Raw genomic sequence first — 14,999 nt, forward strand, 5'->3', positions numbered from 1 at the left:
GCTGCGATGGCGATTTCCGATCCGTTGGGTGATATGATCACCCGCATCCGGAATGCCCAAATGCGCGGCAAGAACAAGGTTTCAACACCTGGTTCCAAGCTGCGCCAGCATGTACTTGATGTCCTGGCCAAGGAAGGGTACATCCGGGGTTATTCGACGGTCGAATTCGAGGGCGGCAAGTCCGAGCTCGAAATCGAACTGAAGTATTTCGATGGCCAGCCGGTCATCCGCGAAATCACGCGGATCTCCAAGCCGGGCCGTCGGGTATACTCGTCGGTCAAGAACATTCCGCACGTGGCAAATGGCCTGGGCGTGTCGATCCTGTCGACACCGCGCGGCGTCATGGCTGACCATCAGGCGCGGGATGAAAACGTAGGTGGTGAGGTTCTCTGCCGCGTCTTCTGACGCGGCCGAGTGCTTTCTTTGTTTCTGACAAGGTTGATCAGATGTCTCGAATTGGCAAGAAGCCAGTCCCCGTGCCAAGCGGGGTAACGGCAACGATCAACGGCCGGATGATCGAGGTCAAGGGCCCGAAGGGACAGCTGTCCCTCGAGCTCAATGACAATGTTTCGGCCGAGATTAACGAGGGTGGCATTTCGGTGCAGCCCGTCAACAAGAGCCAGACGGCGCGTGCCATGTGGGGCATGTCGCGGACGCTGGTTCAGAACCTGGTCACGGGTGTATCGCAGGGCTTCGAACGCAAGCTCGACATCACCGGTGTGGGTTACCGTGCGCAGGTCCAGGGCAGCAATCTTCAGCTTGCTCTCGGTTATTCGCATGACGTGGTCTATCCGATCCCGGCTGGCATCGAAATCCGGTGTCCGAAGCCGACGGAAATCTACATCTCCGGCATTGACCGGCAGGTTGTAGGCCAGGTCGCTGCGAACATCCGCGAGTATCGCGGTCCCGAGCCGTACAAGGGCAAGGGCATCCGCTATGCGGGCGAATACATCGTCCGCAAAGAAGGCAAGAAGAAGTAACGGGACCGGATCATGGCGAACAGCAAAATTGCTTTCGAACGGCGTCGCGATCGCGTCCGTCGTTCGATCCAGAAGGTCGCGAACGGTCGTCCGCGTCTTTCTGTATTCCGGTCGTCGAAGCAGATCTATGCCCAGATCATCGACGATCAGAAGGGGCACACGGTTGCCTCCGCTTCAACGATCGAAAAGGATCTGCGGAGCAGCCTGAAGACGGGCGCCGACGTTGCAGCAGCTGCTGCCGTTGGCAAGCTTGTCGCCGAGCGCGCTTTGGCCGCCGGTGTCAAGCAGGTCGTGTTCGACCGTGGCGGGTATCAGTATCACGGGCGCGTCAAGGCGCTTGCCGATGCGGCTCGCGAGGGCGGACTTGAATTCTGACCAGCGCCCGTTGGCGCTCTGAAGAACGGAAGACTAATAATATGGCGAGACAGGACACACGGGAGCGCGATCGCGAAGAGCGCGACAGCGAGTTCGTCGACAAGCTCGTACACATCAACCGCGTCGCTAAGGTGGTCAAGGGTGGCCGCCGGTTCGGTTTTGCCGCGCTCGTCGTCGTCGGTGACCAGAAGGGCCGCGTTGGCTTCGGACATGGCAAGGCACGTGAAGTGCCGGAAGCCATCCGCAAGGCAACCGAGGCAGCCAAGCGCGCCATGGTGCGCGTGCCGCTGCGCGAAGGCCGTACCCTTCATCACGATGTCGAGGGCCGTCATGGCGCCGGCAAGGTGATCCTGCGTGCGGCTCCGGCCGGTACGGGTATCATCGCTGGTGGCCCGATGCGCGCCGTGTTCGAGACCCTCGGGGTCCAGGACGTTGTGGCGAAGTCGCTGGGGTCCTCCAACCCCTACAACATGGTGCGTGCAACCTTTGCCGCCCTCACCAAGGAAGACAGCCCGCGCTCCGTCGCGGCCCGTCGTGGCCTTAAGGTGTCGGCGATCCAGGCGCGCCGCCGTGACAACGATGATGCGGTGGCGGTTGGCGCCGAGGCTTGAACCTCGGCACTTCGCACACCAGTTGAACGAGGGGTAGTTCCATGGCGAACACCGAAAAGACCATTACGGTCGAACAGATCGGAAGCCCGATTCGCCGTCCGGCGTATCAGCGGGCGACCCTGATCGGTCTCGGCCTGAACAAGATGCACCGCCGCTCGACGCTGCAGGACACTCCTGAAGTGCGCGGCATGATCCACACGGTCCGGCATCTCGTCCGCGTCGTCGAAGAAGCGTGACGGGCCAGGAGTTAAGATCAATGAACCTCAATGATCTCCGGGACAATCCCGGTTCCACCAAGAACCGCACCCGCGTAGGCCGCGGTATCGGTTCTGGTAAGGGCAAGACCGGTGGTCGTGGCGTGAAGGGGCAGAAGTCCCGTTCGGGCGTTGCGATCAAGGGCTTCGAGGGTGGCCAGATGCCTCTGCATCGCCGTCTCCCGAAGCGCGGTTTTACCAATATCTTTGCCAAGGACTTCAACATCGTGTCGCTGGCCCGTATCCAGCAGGCGATCGATGACGGCAAGCTCGATGCCAATGCGGTCGTGACCGTCGAGGCACTCAAGGCTGCCGGTGTCCTGAAGCGTCTTCGGGACGGCGTTCGCCTCTTGGCTGACGGCGAGCTGAAGGCTGCAGTGTCCTTCGAGATCGCCGGCGCGTCCAAGTCGGCTATCGAAGCAGTCGAAAAGGCCGGCGGCAAGGTCGTCGTGCTTGGAGCTCAGGCCGAATAGGCCTGGGCTTCCCCCTTTATCGGACAGCAACCTTCCGGAGCACGGCATGGCATCGGCTGCCGAACAACTTGCGGCAAATCTCAATTTCTCAGCCTTCGCAAAGGCTGACGAACTCAAGAAGCGCATCTGGTTCACACTGGGGGCGCTTTTGGTTTATCGGCTTGGCACTTACATCCCGCTGCCAGGCATCAACCCGGATGCCTTTGCCCAGGCCTTCAACCAGGCCCAGTCTGGCATCATCGGCATGTTCAACATGTTCGCCGGCGGTGCCGTCGAGCGCATGGCTATCTTCGCCCTCGGCATCATGCCGTATATCTCCGCATCGATCATCATGCAGCTGATGACGACGGTCGTTCCGTCGCTCGAAGCCATGAAGAAAGAGGGAGAGCAGGGCCGCAAGACGATCAACCAGTACACCCGCTTCGGCACGGTGCTGCTGGCCATCGTACAGTCCTACGGCATTGCCGTGGGTCTCGAGGGGGCCTCGAACGTCGTATCCGACCCGGGCATGTTCTTCCGCATCTCGGCAGTGATCACACTGACCGGCGGGACGATGTTCCTGATGTGGCTCGGCGAGCAGATCACCTCGCGCGGCATCGGCAACGGTATCTCGCTGATCATCTTTGCCGGGATTGTTGCCGGACTGCCGTCTGCTGTGGTGTCCACGCTCGAACTGGGCCGTCAGGGCGCGCTTGCGACCTGGATCATTCTCGGCGTGATCGTCCTTGCGATTGCCGTGATCGCGTTGATCGTGTTCATGGAGCGGGCACAGCGCCGGCTGCTGATCCAGTATCCCAAGCGCAACGTCGGCAACAAGATGTTCGAAGGCAACACGTCCTTCCTGCCCTTGAAGCTGAACACTGCCGGTGTGATTCCGCCGATCTTCGCGTCTTCGCTGTTGCTCGTCCCCGCAACCGTTGCAGGGTTCTCGGCCGGATCGGGGAATGAGTGGCTGACCACGATCACGACGCTGCTCGGTCACGGACAGCCATTGTACATGCTGCTGTATGCAGCCTTGATCGTGTTCTTCTGCTTCTTCTACACCGCGATCGTGTTCAATCCGACGGAAACAGCTGACAATCTCAAGCGCCATGGCGGTTTCGTGCCGGGCATCCGTCCGGGAGAGCGGACGGCCCAGTACATCGATTATGTCCTGACCCGCGTGACCGTTGTCGGTGCCATCTACATCACTCTTGTCTGTCTCTTACCCGAATTCCTTATTTCCGCGACTGGCGTTCCGTTCTATTTCGGTGGAACCTCGCTGCTGATCGTCGTGAGTGTAACCATGGACACTGTCTCTCAGATCCAGGGGCATCTGCTTGCGCATCAGTATGAAGGTCTTGTGAAGAAAGCGAAGTTGAGGGGGAAGCGGAGATGAGACTGATTCTGGTCGGACCGCCGGGGGCAGGGAAGGGCACACAGGCAACACGCCTTGTGGCGGAGCACGGTATCCCGCAGCTGTCCACTGGTGACATGCTTCGGGCGGCCGTCGCCGCCGGTACACCGATCGGTCTTGAGGCGAAGGCCGTGATGGATGCGGGGGGGCTGGTCTCCGACGAGATCGTCGTTGGCATCATCCGTGACCGTATTGCCGAGCCGGATGCCCAGAAGGGTTTCATCCTCGACGGCTTTCCGCGTACGCTTGCCCAGGCTGAAGCGCTGCGGGAAATGCTTGCCGGAAAAGGCATCGGCCTTGATGCGGTCATTGAGCTGCGGGTCGACCAGTCGAAACTCGTGTCGCGAATCATGAACCGGGCCGAGGAAACCAAGGCTGCCGGGTTGCCTGTTCGCAAGGACGATGACCCGGAAGTCTTCAAGCAGCGTCTCGAGGCCTATAACCAGGATACTGCGGCGGTCATCCCTTACTATGAGAGCAATGGTCTTCTGACCGTGATCGATGGCATGCAGTCCATCGATGCTGTCACGGCTGCCATTGCCGATGTTCTTTCGAAGCTTGACGAAAGCGTTGAGGTTCGTTAAAGGACGCGCTCTAATCCAAAAGATTATGTGCCGGCTCCGTCTCGTGCGGGGGCGGCACATTCTGTGCTGGTCAAGTCCGGCAAATTAACTCCCGCAGGGGCCGGGCTCCACCGGACGCGGGGAATACCAACCAGGCAGCCTTGTCGCTGCCCATAAATGGAGATGACCATGGCACGTATTGCTGGCGTCAACATTCCGACGAACAAGCGCGTTGTGATCGCGCTTCAGTATATCCACGGCATTGGCGCGAAGTTCGCCCAGGAAATCATCGAGAAGGCGAACATCGCTGCAGAGCGCCGTGTGAACCAGCTCACCGACGCTGAAGTGCTCGCCATCCGTGAGACCATCGACCGCGATTACCTCGTTGAAGGTGACCTGCGTCGCGAGACCGCGATGAACATCAAGCGTCTGATGGACCTTGGCTGCTACCGCGGCCTGCGTCACCGTCGCGGCCTTCCGGTCCGCGGTCAGCGCACCCATACGAACGCCCGGACCCGCAAGGGCCCTGCGAAGGCAATCGCCGGCAAGAAGAAGTAATCCGGCGCATTGCTGGTGGAGCCGCCGGAATTACGGCGGTGTCGAGATCGAAAGTAAGGATAGAAAATGGCTAAGGACACGACGCGCGTGCGTCGCCGCGAACGCAAGAACATCTCTTCTGGCGTCGCACACGTGAACTCCACGTTCAACAACACCATGATCACAATCACCGACGCCCAGGGCAACACGATCTCGTGGTCGTCCGCCGGCGCGCTCGGCTTCAAGGGTTCGCGCAAGTCGACCCCTTACGCCGCGCAGGTTGCCGCCGAGGACGCAGCCCGCAAGGCTGCCGAACATGGCATGCGGACCCTGGAAGTTGAAGTCCGTGGTCCGGGTTCGGGCCGTGAGTCCGCGCTTCGTGCCCTCCAGGCTGCCGGTTTCCTGATCACGTCCATCCGCGATGTGACGCCGATCCCGCACAACGGCTGCCGTCCGCGCAAGCGTCGTCGCGTCTGAGACCTTTGGTCTTGGGCATTGGTTTCCTCCAATGGCGAAGAATGGCCGGTAAATCCGGCGGGACAGCCGAAGGGGTATGAGCGTGACCATTCAGAAGAACTGGCAAGAACTTATCAAGCCGAACAAGCTGGAGGTGAAGGCGGGTGACAACCCGCGTTTCGTCGCCACCGTGATCGCCGAACCGCTGGAGCGTGGCTATGGCCTGACGCTGGGCAATGCCCTGCGCCGGATCCTTCTGTCGTCGCTTCAGGGCGCAGCGGTGACCGCGGTCCAGATTGACGGTGTGCTGCACGAGTTCTCGTCCATTCCGGGCGTGCGTGAAGACGTGACGGACCTGGTCCTGAACGTGAAGGAAATCGCGATCAGCATGCAGGGTGAAGGCCCCAAGCGCATGGTCGTGCGCAAGCAGGGCCCCGGTGTCGTGACGGCTGGTGATATCCAGACCGTCGGCGATGTCGAGGTGCTGAACCCGGACCTCGTGCTCTGCACGCTGGACGAGGGCGCCGAGATCCGCATGGAATTCACCGTCAACACGGGCAAGGGCTATGTTGCCGCCGACCGGAACCGTCCGGAAGACGCGCCGATTGGCCTGATCCCGGTCGACAGCCTGTATTCGCCGGTCAAGAAAGTGTCCTACAAGGTGGAGAACACCCGTGAAGGCCAGGTTCTTGACTACGACAAGCTGACGCTGACGGTCGAGACCGATGGTTCGATCAAGCCGGATGATGCCGTGGCCTATGCTGCGCGCATCCTGCAGGATCAGCTTTCGATCTTCGTCAACTTCGAAGAGCCGAAGCGCGAAGTGGCCGAGGACAGTGTCCCAGAGCTCGCCTTCAACCCGGCGCTCCTCAAGAAGGTGGACGAACTCGAATTGTCCGTTCGTTCGGCAAACTGCCTGAAGAACGACAACATCGTCTATATCGGCGACCTCATCCAGAAGACCGAAGCAGAGATGCTGCGCACTCCGAACTTTGGTCGCAAGTCGCTCAACGAGATCAAGGAAGTTCTCGCCCAGATGGGTCTCCACCTGGGTATGGACGTGCCGAACTGGCCGCCGGAGAACATCGAGGATCTCGCCAAGCGGTACGAAGATCATCAGTACTGAGGGCGCAAGCGCCCCGGTCCAGGTTCAACCAGGCGCGTCGCTGTGAGCGCCGCCTGAAGTCTAAAGTCAAAAGGAGAGGGCCATGCGCCACGGTAAATCCGGCCGCAAGCTCGGCCGCACATCGAGCCACCGCAATGCGATGTTTGCCAACATGGCAGCGTCGCTGATCGAACACGAGGCGATCGTCACGACTTTGCCGAAGGCAAAGGAAATGAAGCCGATCATGGACAAGCTTGTCACCCTCGGCAAGCGTGGCGACCTGCATGCTCGCCGCCAGGCGATCTCGCAGATCCGCGACGTTGCCATGGTGCGCAAACTGTTCGAAACCCTTGCTCCGCGCTACAAGGAGCGCAACGGCGGCTACACCCGCGTTGTCAAGGCCGGGTTCCGCTATGGCGACAGCTCGCCGATGGCTGTGATCGAACTGGTTGATCGTGACCAGTCTGCTCGTGGTGCGTCGGACCGGGCTCGCGTTGCCGCCGAGCAGGCTGCTGAAAACGCAGCGTAATATTCGGAAAGCAATTGCTTTTCGTAAAGGCGGGCCTCGGCCCGCCTTTTCTGTATTTTGGACCGGTAGTCATTCGACTTTACATTCTTAGGTTGTTTGCCGGTACGTTATCGCCTTGTTAAGGCCGATGGATTCATTCTCGTCCCCAATAAATCAATTTGGGGTTTGGTATCCATGACTGCCTCTTCTGGCCTGCCGAAGCAATCGAACCGAATTCTCCGGCTCTCCGTCATTATTCCCTCCTTGACCCTTGGACTTGTGCTAGCTGCCTGCACGGCCGTGGGGGTCATCGGCTATGTGAGTGGGCGGGATGGCCTGGAACAGGCGGCGCGGGCGGAACTTGAACTGGTGGTCAAATCCCGGCAGGCCTTGCTCAATGCAAAGATGGGCAACATCGGCGCGGATCTGACCAATGCTGCTACGAGTGCCGGCGCGGCCCTGATGATGAAAGATCTGGCCGGAACGCGGGTCAACATTGACACCGACATGCAGGCGATCAGGGAATACTATCAAGCCCCGGGCAGCACGGCCGCCGATCGGGCCGCGCGCATCGGTTCCGACAACAAGACCATGTATTCCTGGCGCCACAGCGAATTGCACAGCGCTTTCATGAATACATGGAAGCTTGGTGGCTACGGCGATATCTACGGTATCCTGCCGGATGGCTATGTTCTCTATTCTGTGACCAAGGGGGCTGATTTCCTGGCCTCCGTATCCGAAGGCGAAGTCGCATCGACGGGTTTGGCGCAGGCTTTCAATGCTGCTGTAAACAAGCCGTCCGGAACGCAGGCGATCACGGATTTTGCGCCCTACGGGCCAGCTGGCGATGCACCGTCCTTCTTCGTCGCCCAGCCGGTTGTCATTGAGACTTTTGGTGAGCAGAAGTTCATGGGTGTCATGGCGCTTCGCGTCGGGGCTGAACTCGTCGACAGCATCCTGTCGGACCGCGATGGTATGGGCAAAACCGGACAGAGCTATCTGGTGGGGCAGGGCGGGGTTGTCCTCTCCAACATGCCGCTCGCTGCTCAGCCGACGGCCCTCAGCGCCCGGACCGACGCGGCACCGGTTCTTTCCGCGCTCAACGGGACGGAGGCCAGTGGCGAGGTTCGCGGCAGCGACGGGATCGCGCGGATCGTGGTTGCTCGTCCGATCTCTTTCATGGGCAAGACCTATGCGGTTGTTGCGGAGAAGAGCCTGGACGAGGCCATGGCCTCCGTCACCGCGATGCGGGACCGGATGGTGCTGTGGACGCTGATCACCCTGGCGATTGCCGCTGTCGTTGCGCTCCTTTTCGCGCGCAGCATCACACGCCCGCTGACCACCCTTGTCGGCGCGCTTGAGTCCATTGCCAATGGAAATTTGGGTGAGGACATCAAGGCTGCCCGTCGCGGCGACGAGATTGGCGAGATCGGACGTGCCGTGGTTGCGATCCGCGAAAATGCCGCCGAAGAGCAGGAGCGCCGCACACGTGAGGAAGGCGAACGCGGCCGCACCATCGGGCAGCAGCGTAAGGCCATGCTGGCCACACTGGCTCAGGACTTCGAGGCAAGCGTCGGCAAGGTTGTCGCCGCCGTGTCGCAGTCAGCCCATTCCCTGCAGGATGCGGCCAAGGATGTGCAGCAGATGACGGCCGAGGCCGGGGATAGTGCTTCCCGGGCCGCGGACATGTCGAACCAGGCGATGGAAGAGGTGCAGTCGATCGCGTCTGCATCTGATCAACTGTCCGGGTCGATCCGCCAGATCAGTGAACTTATCCATCGGTCTTCGACGGTTGCCCAGACTGCGACTGTTCGTGCCCAGTCAACCAATGCCACCGTCCGCTCGCTTGCAGAAGCCGCCAATCGGATTGGCGAGGTCGTCACCCTGATTTCGGACATCGCCGACCAGACCAATCTCCTGGCGCTCAATGCCACGATCGAGGCCGCGCGCGCCGGAGAGGCCGGGCGCGGCTTTGCGGTGGTCGCCTCCGAAGTGAAAGAACTGGCCTCCCAGACCGGCAAGGCAACCGGCGAGATCCAGCAGCAGATTGACGCGATCCGCGCTGCGACGGATGACGCCGTCTCCGCCATTTCCGATATTCAGGAGACAATCAACGAGATCACCATGTCGGTAACCGAGGTGTCGTCTGCGGTCGAGGAGCAGAGCGCTGCCACGCAGGGCATTGCCAGCAACACCCAACGCGCCGCACGCGGCACGGCAGAAGTGTCGTCCAACATCCGGCGCGTCAACGAAGTGACCGATCGCACCGGGACGGCGGCGAGCGGATTTGTCGCCTCCGCTGACGAACTGTCGCAGCAGGCCAGCCATCTTGACCAGGAAGTGCGGGCCTTCCTGTCGCAGGTGCGGTCTGCCTGACCTCATCCGGCTGCGCTTGGCATTGCGCCGCCGCGTTCCTATCTGGCATGTATCGAATCCGGCCTTAGGGGCCGGATTCGTCGTTCTGGAAGGAGAGTGTCGATGCGACTGGCCAAAACGATTGCGTCGGGTCTGAAGCTGACCGCTTGTGCCGTCCTGGCGCTGGCGAGTGTCATGGCCGATCACGTCCCCGCGTTAGCGCAGGAGCGGGTGGTTCCGGTCTCCGAGGCGCAGATCACGCTGTCCTTCGCTCCAGTTGTCAGGGGCGTGGCTCCGGCCGTGGTCAACGTCTATGCAAGCCGCCTGGTGCAGCAGCCGGTATCGCCCTTCCTCGATGATCCCTTCTTCCGCCGCTTCTTCGGCGACCAGGTGCCCGGTGCCAACCGGCCGCGCCAGCGGATGGAGTCCTCGCTCGGCTCCGGTGTGATCATTTCCGCCGATGGGGTAATCATTACCAACCACCACGTCATCAAGGATGCGGATGAGGTGCGCGTCGCGCTTGCCGACCGGCGGGAGTTCGATGCCGATATCATCCTCAAGGACGAGCGGACGGATCTTGCCGTCCTGCGCATTCGCGACGGGCAGGATGGTTTTCCGAACGTCGAATTCGCAGACTCTGATTCACTGGCTGTCGGCGACATTGTCCTCGCTATCGGCAATCCCTTTGGGGTTGGACAGACGGTAACGCAAGGCATCATCTCGGCGCTGGCCCGCACCCGGGTCGGCATCACCGATTACCAGTTCTTCATCCAGACCGATGCGGCCATCAACCCGGGCAATTCGGGCGGGGCGCTGGTCGACATGCAAGGGCGTCTTGTCGGCATCAACACAGCGATTTTCTCGCGCGGCGGTGGTTCCAACGGCATCGGCTTTGCCATTCCGGCCAACATGGTCAAGTTCGTCGCCAATTCCGCCGTGACAGTCGGCAAGATCCAGAGGCCATGGCTTGGCGCCACCGTGCAGGTGGTCAGCGCCGAGATTGCAGAAGCGCTCGGCCTGGACAGGCCGCGCGGCGTGCTTGTGACCCAAGTATTTCCGGGTGCACCGGCGGACAAGGCCGGGCTCAAGGTGGGGGATCTGATCACCGCCGTCGATGGCGTCGAAGTGCTCGATCCGGATTCCTTCGGCTATCGCTTTGCGACCAAGGCAGTCGGTGGCGAGACACGCTTCACGCTGCGCCGGGGCGGCAAGGAGAGCGATGCTGTCGTTGCCTTGAAGGTGGCGCCGGAAACCACGCCGAGGGACGCAAGGCTGATCCGCAGCTACTCGCCCTTCGAGGGCGCAACGGTGATGAACCTGTCGCCGGCAGTGGCGGAAGAACTGGGTCTGGAAGCGCTTGAGCGAGGTGTGGTCATTGCCGAGGTTGCAGCGGGGTCGCCGGCGGCGCGGGTTGGCCTGCAGGTTGGCGATATCGTCCTTTCAGTCAACGAGGAGCGAATCGAAACCACTGCGATGCTTGAGCGGGCGTCCAAACGCCAGCCGCGTCTGTGGCGGCTGGATGTGAAGCGCGGCGGGGAAGTCTCTCGCCTCGTGTTGCGCAGCTAGGCCATGGGAGACCTGTTCGCCGCGCCCGAGGGTCCGAGCGGCCCGAGACCGCTTGCCGACCGGCTGCGCCCCCGTCGGCTGGAGGATGTCGTCGGGCAGGACCACCTGCTTGGGCCCGATGGCACGCTGTCGCGCATGCTGCGCACCCGGACGCTCGGATCGCTGATCTTCTGGGGACCGCCCGGAACCGGCAAAACGACGATTGCGCGGCTCTTGGCCGATGCCACGGATCTCGGCTTTGAACAGGTCTCTGCGATCTTCACCGGCGTTGCCGATCTGAAGAAGGTGTTCGAGACGGCAAGGGTGCGGCGGCTGGCCGGACGCGGAACGCTGCTTTTCGTGGACGAGATCCACCGCTTCAATCGGGCCCAGCAGGACAGTTTCCTGCCGGTAATGGAGGACGGCACGATCACGCTGGTGGGGGCGACGACGGAGAACCCGTCGTTCGAGCTCAACGCGGCGCTTTTGTCCCGCTCCCATGTGATGACCTTCCGCTCCCTGGACGCAGAGGCCATCGGCAAACTGCTGGACCGCGCGGAGAGCGAGGAAGGACGTCCGCTTCCGCTGGATGCCGAGGCGCGGGCTGTCCTGATCCGCATGGCCGATGGCGACGGCCGCTCGTCCCTGACGCTGGCAGAGGACGTCTGGCGGGCGGCCCAGCCGGGAGAGGTCTTTGATGCGGCCCGGCTGCAGGACATCGTGCAGCGGCGCGCCCCGATCTATGACAAGGGGCAGGACGGGCACTACAATCTCATATCTGCGCTGCACAAGTCCGTGCGCGGGTCTGATCCTGATGCGGCGCTGTACTGGTTCTGCCGCATGCTGGATGGCGGCGAGGGTCCGATCTATCTCGCCCGGCGCCTGATCCGCATGGCGGTCGAGGATATCGGCCTTGCCGATCCCCAGGCCCTGGTGCAGGCGAATGCTGCGCGCGATGCTTACCAGATGCTCGGCTCCCCGGAAGGGGAACTGGCGCTGGCGCAATGCGTCGTCTATCTCGCCACAGCGCCCAAATCCAACGGCGTCTATGTCGCCTACAAGGCGGCTGTTCGGGCTGCAAAGGCGAACGGGTCGCTGCTGCCGCCCAAACATATCCTGAATGCGCCGACCAAGCTGATGAAGGCCGAAGGCTATGGCGAGGGCTATGCCTACGATCATGATGCGCCGGACGGCTTCTCCGGTCAGGACTATTTCCCGGAAAGCATGGGCCGGCAGACCTTCTATGATCCGCCGGAACGCGGCTTTGAGCGAGAGATCCGCAAGCGGCTTGACTATTGGTCGCGGTTGCGTCGGGAGCGTCGCCGGGACTAGATTTCTCCGCTCTTAGCAAAGCCGAAATACCCGCCGTGGCTAGATAGGGCTGGAGGAGGAGGCGCGCCGGGGGGCGCAGCGTCCTTGGGATCGGGGGCCATCATGAAGCAGATCGAGATCCGCCTGGCGCTGGTCTTTTACGGCGGCGTGTCGCTGGCGATCTACATGCACGGGGTCAGCCGCGAGATCCTCAACCTGGTCAAGGCGTCGAGCTGCCATGGCGCGCGCGAGCCGCTTGACCTCGAGGATGAGGCAAGCTGCGCTCTGCTGTCTCCCACGACACGCGTCTATATCGCCCTGCTGCAAGCCTATGACCCCGACATCAATGTCCGGGTGGTCGTAGATACGATTGCCGGCGCATCCGCGGGCGGGGTGAATGGGGTCATGCTGTCCCGTGCCATCGCCCATGACCTGCCGCTGGATGACCATCGCAACCTGTGGCTTGAGAATGCCGATGTCACAAAGCTGGCGCAACCGCAGGACGGGCTGTCGAGATTCCTCAAGAGTGGCATGTCGCCGGTCATTGACCGGATGATCACCTCAGGCCTCAAGGCGCAGATCACCAGCGCCGAGACACGAGAGAAACTGCGGCTCCTGACCCAGTCGCGCTGGTTTACCCCGCCGTTCTCCGGCGAGCGCTACATCGGCTGGATGCTGGACGCCTGCCGCGAGATGGACAGGGACTGGCGCCCGAAGGCGACACTCGTCCCAAATGGCCAGACCCTCGACCTGTTTGTCACGCTGACGGACTACCATGGCCGCAGCCAGCGGATCCGCATCGACGAACCCGTCTATATCGATGAACGCGAACACCGCCGGATCCTGAAATTCTCCTGCCATCACCGGACGCCGGGCGTGCTGGACAGCCAGTTCACTCCGGCCTTCGCGCCGGCACATGTCTTTGCCGCAAGGGCGACCTCCAGTTTCCCGGGCGCCTTTCCGCCGGCGACAATCGGCGAGATGGACAAGGTTCTGGCCGAGCGTGGCGAGACCTGGGACACGCGCATGTCCTTCTTGACGAATATCCTCGGCGGAACCGAAGATGATCTGCTGCGCCGGGCTTTCGTTGACGGCAGCGTCGTCATGAACAAGCCCTTTGCGCCGGTGATCGCCGCGATCGGCGAACGTCCGGCAACGCGCGAAGTGGCCCGGCGCCTGGTCTATGTCGATCCTGTGCCATCGAGCGGCGAGCGCGGCAAACTGCCGGAAGGCGATAGCGTTCCGGGGTTTTTCCGGGTGATCCTGTCGTCTCTGGCCCATATTCCGCGCAATGAACCGATCGGCGATGATCTGCGTGCCATCGAGGCGCGAAACCGCCGCGCCCGCCGCCTCGCCGAGGTGATTGCCGATACCGAACCAATGGTGGAGCGGGAGGTCGGCCGGATCCTGCCGGATGCCGGCGACAAGCCGCTGACCATCGAGGAACTGACGCAATGCCGGACTGTGGCGAATGAAGCTGCGCATCGGCAGGCCGGCTACGCGCATCTCGGCTATCAGACGCTGAAGCTGCAGGCGTTGGCGGAGCGTGTTTCCAGCCTGATTGCGGCGTTGTCGGCGCGCGCGGGGGTGATCCTCCAGGAGGAGGATGTCATCGAGGCCATGCGGGCGTTTCTTCGCGATGCTTCTGTCGTGGAAGGGCAAAGCCACAGCCGATCGAAAGCGGAACCACAGGCACGCCCGGACCGGATCATTGCCTTCCTCAGGCTGCTTGATGTCGACTACCGCATCCGCCGTCTGCGGTTTGTCGTCCGTAAGCTGAACAGCTTCTACCAGTCGCGGGCGCATGAGGTTGCAGCCCAGAAGCCCGATGACCTCGATGCGTTGAAACGCGAACTCTATGAACAGATCGACAAGCTGCAAAATTGCTGGTCGGCGCAGTCCTATCCGTCCGAAATCGCCGAGGCTGCGGCCGAACTGGCGGTCGGAGGCAGCAGCATCGACCTGTCGCAACTCGAAGCGGTGATGGAGCAGATCGGCCGCCACATGGGGCTGGTCAATCTGGACCGGCTGCATGACGACGTCTTTGCGGTCATGTCGTTCACCTATCTTGTCCCGCTGCTGCGCCGCGAACTGACGCGCGCCTATATCGGCTTTGCCTTCTATGACCTGATCACGCTGCCGGTGTTCCAGCGCAATGACTTCTCCGAGGTCAACGAGACACTGGTCGACCGTATCAGCCCGCGTGACGCCAGTTCGTTGCTGGACGAAGGGTTCCAGTTGAAGGGCTCGGCGCTGAACACGTTTGGCGCCTTCTTCAACCGCTCCTGGCGCGAGCATGATTATCTCTGGGGGCGGCTGACCGCCGCCGATCGGCTGGTCGCCATTCTTCAGTCGTCCATTCAGGCGAAGCGTCTGCCGCAGGATCAGGTCCGTGGTCTGAGGCGACGGTTGTTCCTCGCCATTCTTGAGGAGGAGCAGCCGTTCCTCACCGCCGATCCGGAGCTGATCCCCTCGATCGAGGCTATGATTGCCAGCCGCCTCGGCAGCGATTGACCGATGACCGGCACTT

The 14,999-nt window shown here is 61.9% G+C and carries 16 protein-coding genes; all 16 read left to right on the forward strand.

What is annotated here, in order from left to right; translation table 11 throughout:
- The first annotated feature begins 6 nt into the window (after nucleotides 1-6).
- Entirely contained in the window at nucleotides 7-405 is a 399-nt protein-coding gene (gene rpsH / locus C8348_RS20490) for a 30S ribosomal protein S8 (protein ID WP_106755170.1), read from the forward strand.
- A 41-nt stretch (nucleotides 406-446) separates the two neighbouring features.
- The gene (gene rplF / locus C8348_RS20495) at nucleotides 447-980 is read left to right on the forward strand and encodes a 50S ribosomal protein L6 (RefSeq protein WP_106755171.1); all 534 of its coding nucleotides are present in this window, start codon (nucleotides 447-449) and stop codon (nucleotides 978-980) included.
- Between the two features lie 12 nt (nucleotides 981-992).
- A complete protein-coding gene (gene rplR / locus C8348_RS20500) occupies nucleotides 993-1,355 on the forward strand; it encodes a 50S ribosomal protein L18 (protein WP_106755172.1) in 363 nt (120 codons plus the stop codon).
- Nucleotides 1,356-1,396: 41 nt separating this feature from the next.
- Nucleotides 1,397-1,966 carry a 30S ribosomal protein S5 gene (gene rpsE, locus C8348_RS20505; RefSeq protein WP_106755173.1) on the forward strand — a complete coding sequence of 190 codons (570 nt, stop codon included), beginning with the start codon at nucleotides 1,397-1,399 and terminating at the stop codon, nucleotides 1,964-1,966.
- Between the two features lie 41 nt (nucleotides 1,967-2,007).
- The gene (gene rpmD / locus C8348_RS20510) at nucleotides 2,008-2,202 is read left to right on the forward strand and encodes a 50S ribosomal protein L30 (RefSeq protein ID WP_106755174.1); all 195 of its coding nucleotides are present in this window, start codon (nucleotides 2,008-2,010) and stop codon (nucleotides 2,200-2,202) included.
- Between the two features lie 20 nt (nucleotides 2,203-2,222).
- Nucleotides 2,223-2,693, forward strand: coding sequence for a 50S ribosomal protein L15 (gene rplO, locus C8348_RS20515; RefSeq protein ID WP_106755175.1), 471 nt, complete (start codon nucleotides 2,223-2,225; stop codon nucleotides 2,691-2,693).
- A 46-nt stretch (nucleotides 2,694-2,739) separates the two neighbouring features.
- The gene (gene secY / locus C8348_RS20520; protein WP_106755176.1) at nucleotides 2,740-4,071 is read left to right on the forward strand and encodes a preprotein translocase subunit SecY; all 1,332 of its coding nucleotides are present in this window, start codon (nucleotides 2,740-2,742) and stop codon (nucleotides 4,069-4,071) included.
- Nucleotides 4,068-4,673, forward strand: a complete 606-nt coding sequence (locus C8348_RS20525; protein ID WP_106755177.1) for an adenylate kinase — start codon at nucleotides 4,068-4,070, stop codon at nucleotides 4,671-4,673. Before secY ends, C8348_RS20525 begins: the two co-directional genes overlap by 4 nt.
- Before the next feature lie 168 nt (nucleotides 4,674-4,841).
- Nucleotides 4,842-5,210 (forward strand): 30S ribosomal protein S13, encoded by a 369-nt coding sequence (gene rpsM, locus C8348_RS20530; protein WP_106755199.1) that lies wholly within the window; start codon nucleotides 4,842-4,844, stop codon nucleotides 5,208-5,210.
- A 66-nt stretch (nucleotides 5,211-5,276) separates the two neighbouring features.
- Complete coding sequence (rpsK, locus tag C8348_RS20535) at nucleotides 5,277-5,666, forward strand: 30S ribosomal protein S11 (protein ID WP_106755178.1); 390 nt, start codon at nucleotides 5,277-5,279, stop codon at nucleotides 5,664-5,666.
- Between the two features lie 76 nt (nucleotides 5,667-5,742).
- On the forward strand, nucleotides 5,743-6,771 hold the full coding sequence (locus C8348_RS20540; protein WP_106755179.1) for a DNA-directed RNA polymerase subunit alpha: 1,029 nt from the start codon (nucleotides 5,743-5,745) through the stop codon (nucleotides 6,769-6,771).
- Between the two features lie 82 nt (nucleotides 6,772-6,853).
- The gene (gene rplQ, locus C8348_RS20545) at nucleotides 6,854-7,279 is read left to right on the forward strand and encodes a 50S ribosomal protein L17 (RefSeq protein WP_106755180.1); all 426 of its coding nucleotides are present in this window, start codon (nucleotides 6,854-6,856) and stop codon (nucleotides 7,277-7,279) included.
- A 174-nt stretch (nucleotides 7,280-7,453) separates the two neighbouring features.
- Nucleotides 7,454-9,634, forward strand: a complete 2,181-nt coding sequence (locus C8348_RS20550) for a methyl-accepting chemotaxis protein (RefSeq protein WP_106755200.1) — start codon at nucleotides 7,454-7,456, stop codon at nucleotides 9,632-9,634.
- 102 nt (nucleotides 9,635-9,736) lie between these two features.
- Entirely contained in the window at nucleotides 9,737-11,179 is a 1,443-nt protein-coding gene (locus C8348_RS20555; protein WP_106755181.1) for a DegQ family serine endoprotease, read from the forward strand.
- Nucleotides 11,180-11,182: 3 nt separating this feature from the next.
- Nucleotides 11,183-12,490 carry a replication-associated recombination protein A gene (locus C8348_RS20560; RefSeq protein ID WP_106755182.1) on the forward strand — a complete coding sequence of 436 codons (1,308 nt, stop codon included), beginning with the start codon at nucleotides 11,183-11,185 and terminating at the stop codon, nucleotides 12,488-12,490.
- A gap of 102 nt (nucleotides 12,491-12,592) precedes the next feature.
- On the forward strand, nucleotides 12,593-14,983 hold the full coding sequence (locus tag C8348_RS20565; RefSeq protein WP_106755183.1) for a patatin-like protein: 2,391 nt from the start codon (nucleotides 12,593-12,595) through the stop codon (nucleotides 14,981-14,983).
- Nucleotides 14,984-14,999 lie beyond the last annotated feature (16 nt).

Source organism: Pannonibacter carbonis, assembly GCF_003012935.1.
In the GTDB taxonomy this organism is placed as follows: domain Bacteria; phylum Pseudomonadota; class Alphaproteobacteria; order Rhizobiales; family Stappiaceae; genus Pannonibacter; species Pannonibacter carbonis.

What these genes read in the sequence shown, in the direction of transcription:
- rpsH (WP_106755170.1), top strand. Translation starts at nt 7, where the DNA reads ATGGCGATTTCCGATCCGTTGGGTGATATGATCACCCGCATCCGGAAT.
- rplF (WP_106755171.1), top strand. Translation starts at nt 447, where the DNA reads ATGTCTCGAATTGGCAAGAAGCCAGTCCCCGTGCCAAGCGGGGTAACG.
- rplR (WP_106755172.1), top strand. Translation starts at nt 993, where the DNA reads ATGGCGAACAGCAAAATTGCTTTCGAACGGCGTCGCGATCGCGTCCGT.
- rpsE (WP_106755173.1), top strand. Translation starts at nt 1,397, where the DNA reads ATGGCGAGACAGGACACACGGGAGCGCGATCGCGAAGAGCGCGACAGC.
- rpmD (WP_106755174.1), top strand. Translation starts at nt 2,008, where the DNA reads ATGGCGAACACCGAAAAGACCATTACGGTCGAACAGATCGGAAGCCCG.
- rplO (WP_106755175.1), top strand. Translation starts at nt 2,223, where the DNA reads ATGAACCTCAATGATCTCCGGGACAATCCCGGTTCCACCAAGAACCGC.
- secY (WP_106755176.1), top strand. Translation starts at nt 2,740, where the DNA reads ATGGCATCGGCTGCCGAACAACTTGCGGCAAATCTCAATTTCTCAGCC.
- C8348_RS20525 (WP_106755177.1), top strand. Translation starts at nt 4,068, where the DNA reads ATGAGACTGATTCTGGTCGGACCGCCGGGGGCAGGGAAGGGCACACAG.
- rpsM (WP_106755199.1), top strand. Translation starts at nt 4,842, where the DNA reads ATGGCACGTATTGCTGGCGTCAACATTCCGACGAACAAGCGCGTTGTG.
- rpsK (WP_106755178.1), top strand. Translation starts at nt 5,277, where the DNA reads ATGGCTAAGGACACGACGCGCGTGCGTCGCCGCGAACGCAAGAACATC.
- C8348_RS20540 (WP_106755179.1), top strand. Translation starts at nt 5,743, where the DNA reads ATGAGCGTGACCATTCAGAAGAACTGGCAAGAACTTATCAAGCCGAAC.
- rplQ (WP_106755180.1), top strand. Translation starts at nt 6,854, where the DNA reads ATGCGCCACGGTAAATCCGGCCGCAAGCTCGGCCGCACATCGAGCCAC.
- C8348_RS20550 (WP_106755200.1), top strand. Translation starts at nt 7,454, where the DNA reads ATGACTGCCTCTTCTGGCCTGCCGAAGCAATCGAACCGAATTCTCCGG.
- C8348_RS20555 (WP_106755181.1), top strand. Translation starts at nt 9,737, where the DNA reads ATGCGACTGGCCAAAACGATTGCGTCGGGTCTGAAGCTGACCGCTTGT.
- C8348_RS20560 (WP_106755182.1), top strand. Translation starts at nt 11,183, where the DNA reads ATGGGAGACCTGTTCGCCGCGCCCGAGGGTCCGAGCGGCCCGAGACCG.
- C8348_RS20565 (WP_106755183.1), top strand. Translation starts at nt 12,593, where the DNA reads ATGAAGCAGATCGAGATCCGCCTGGCGCTGGTCTTTTACGGCGGCGTG.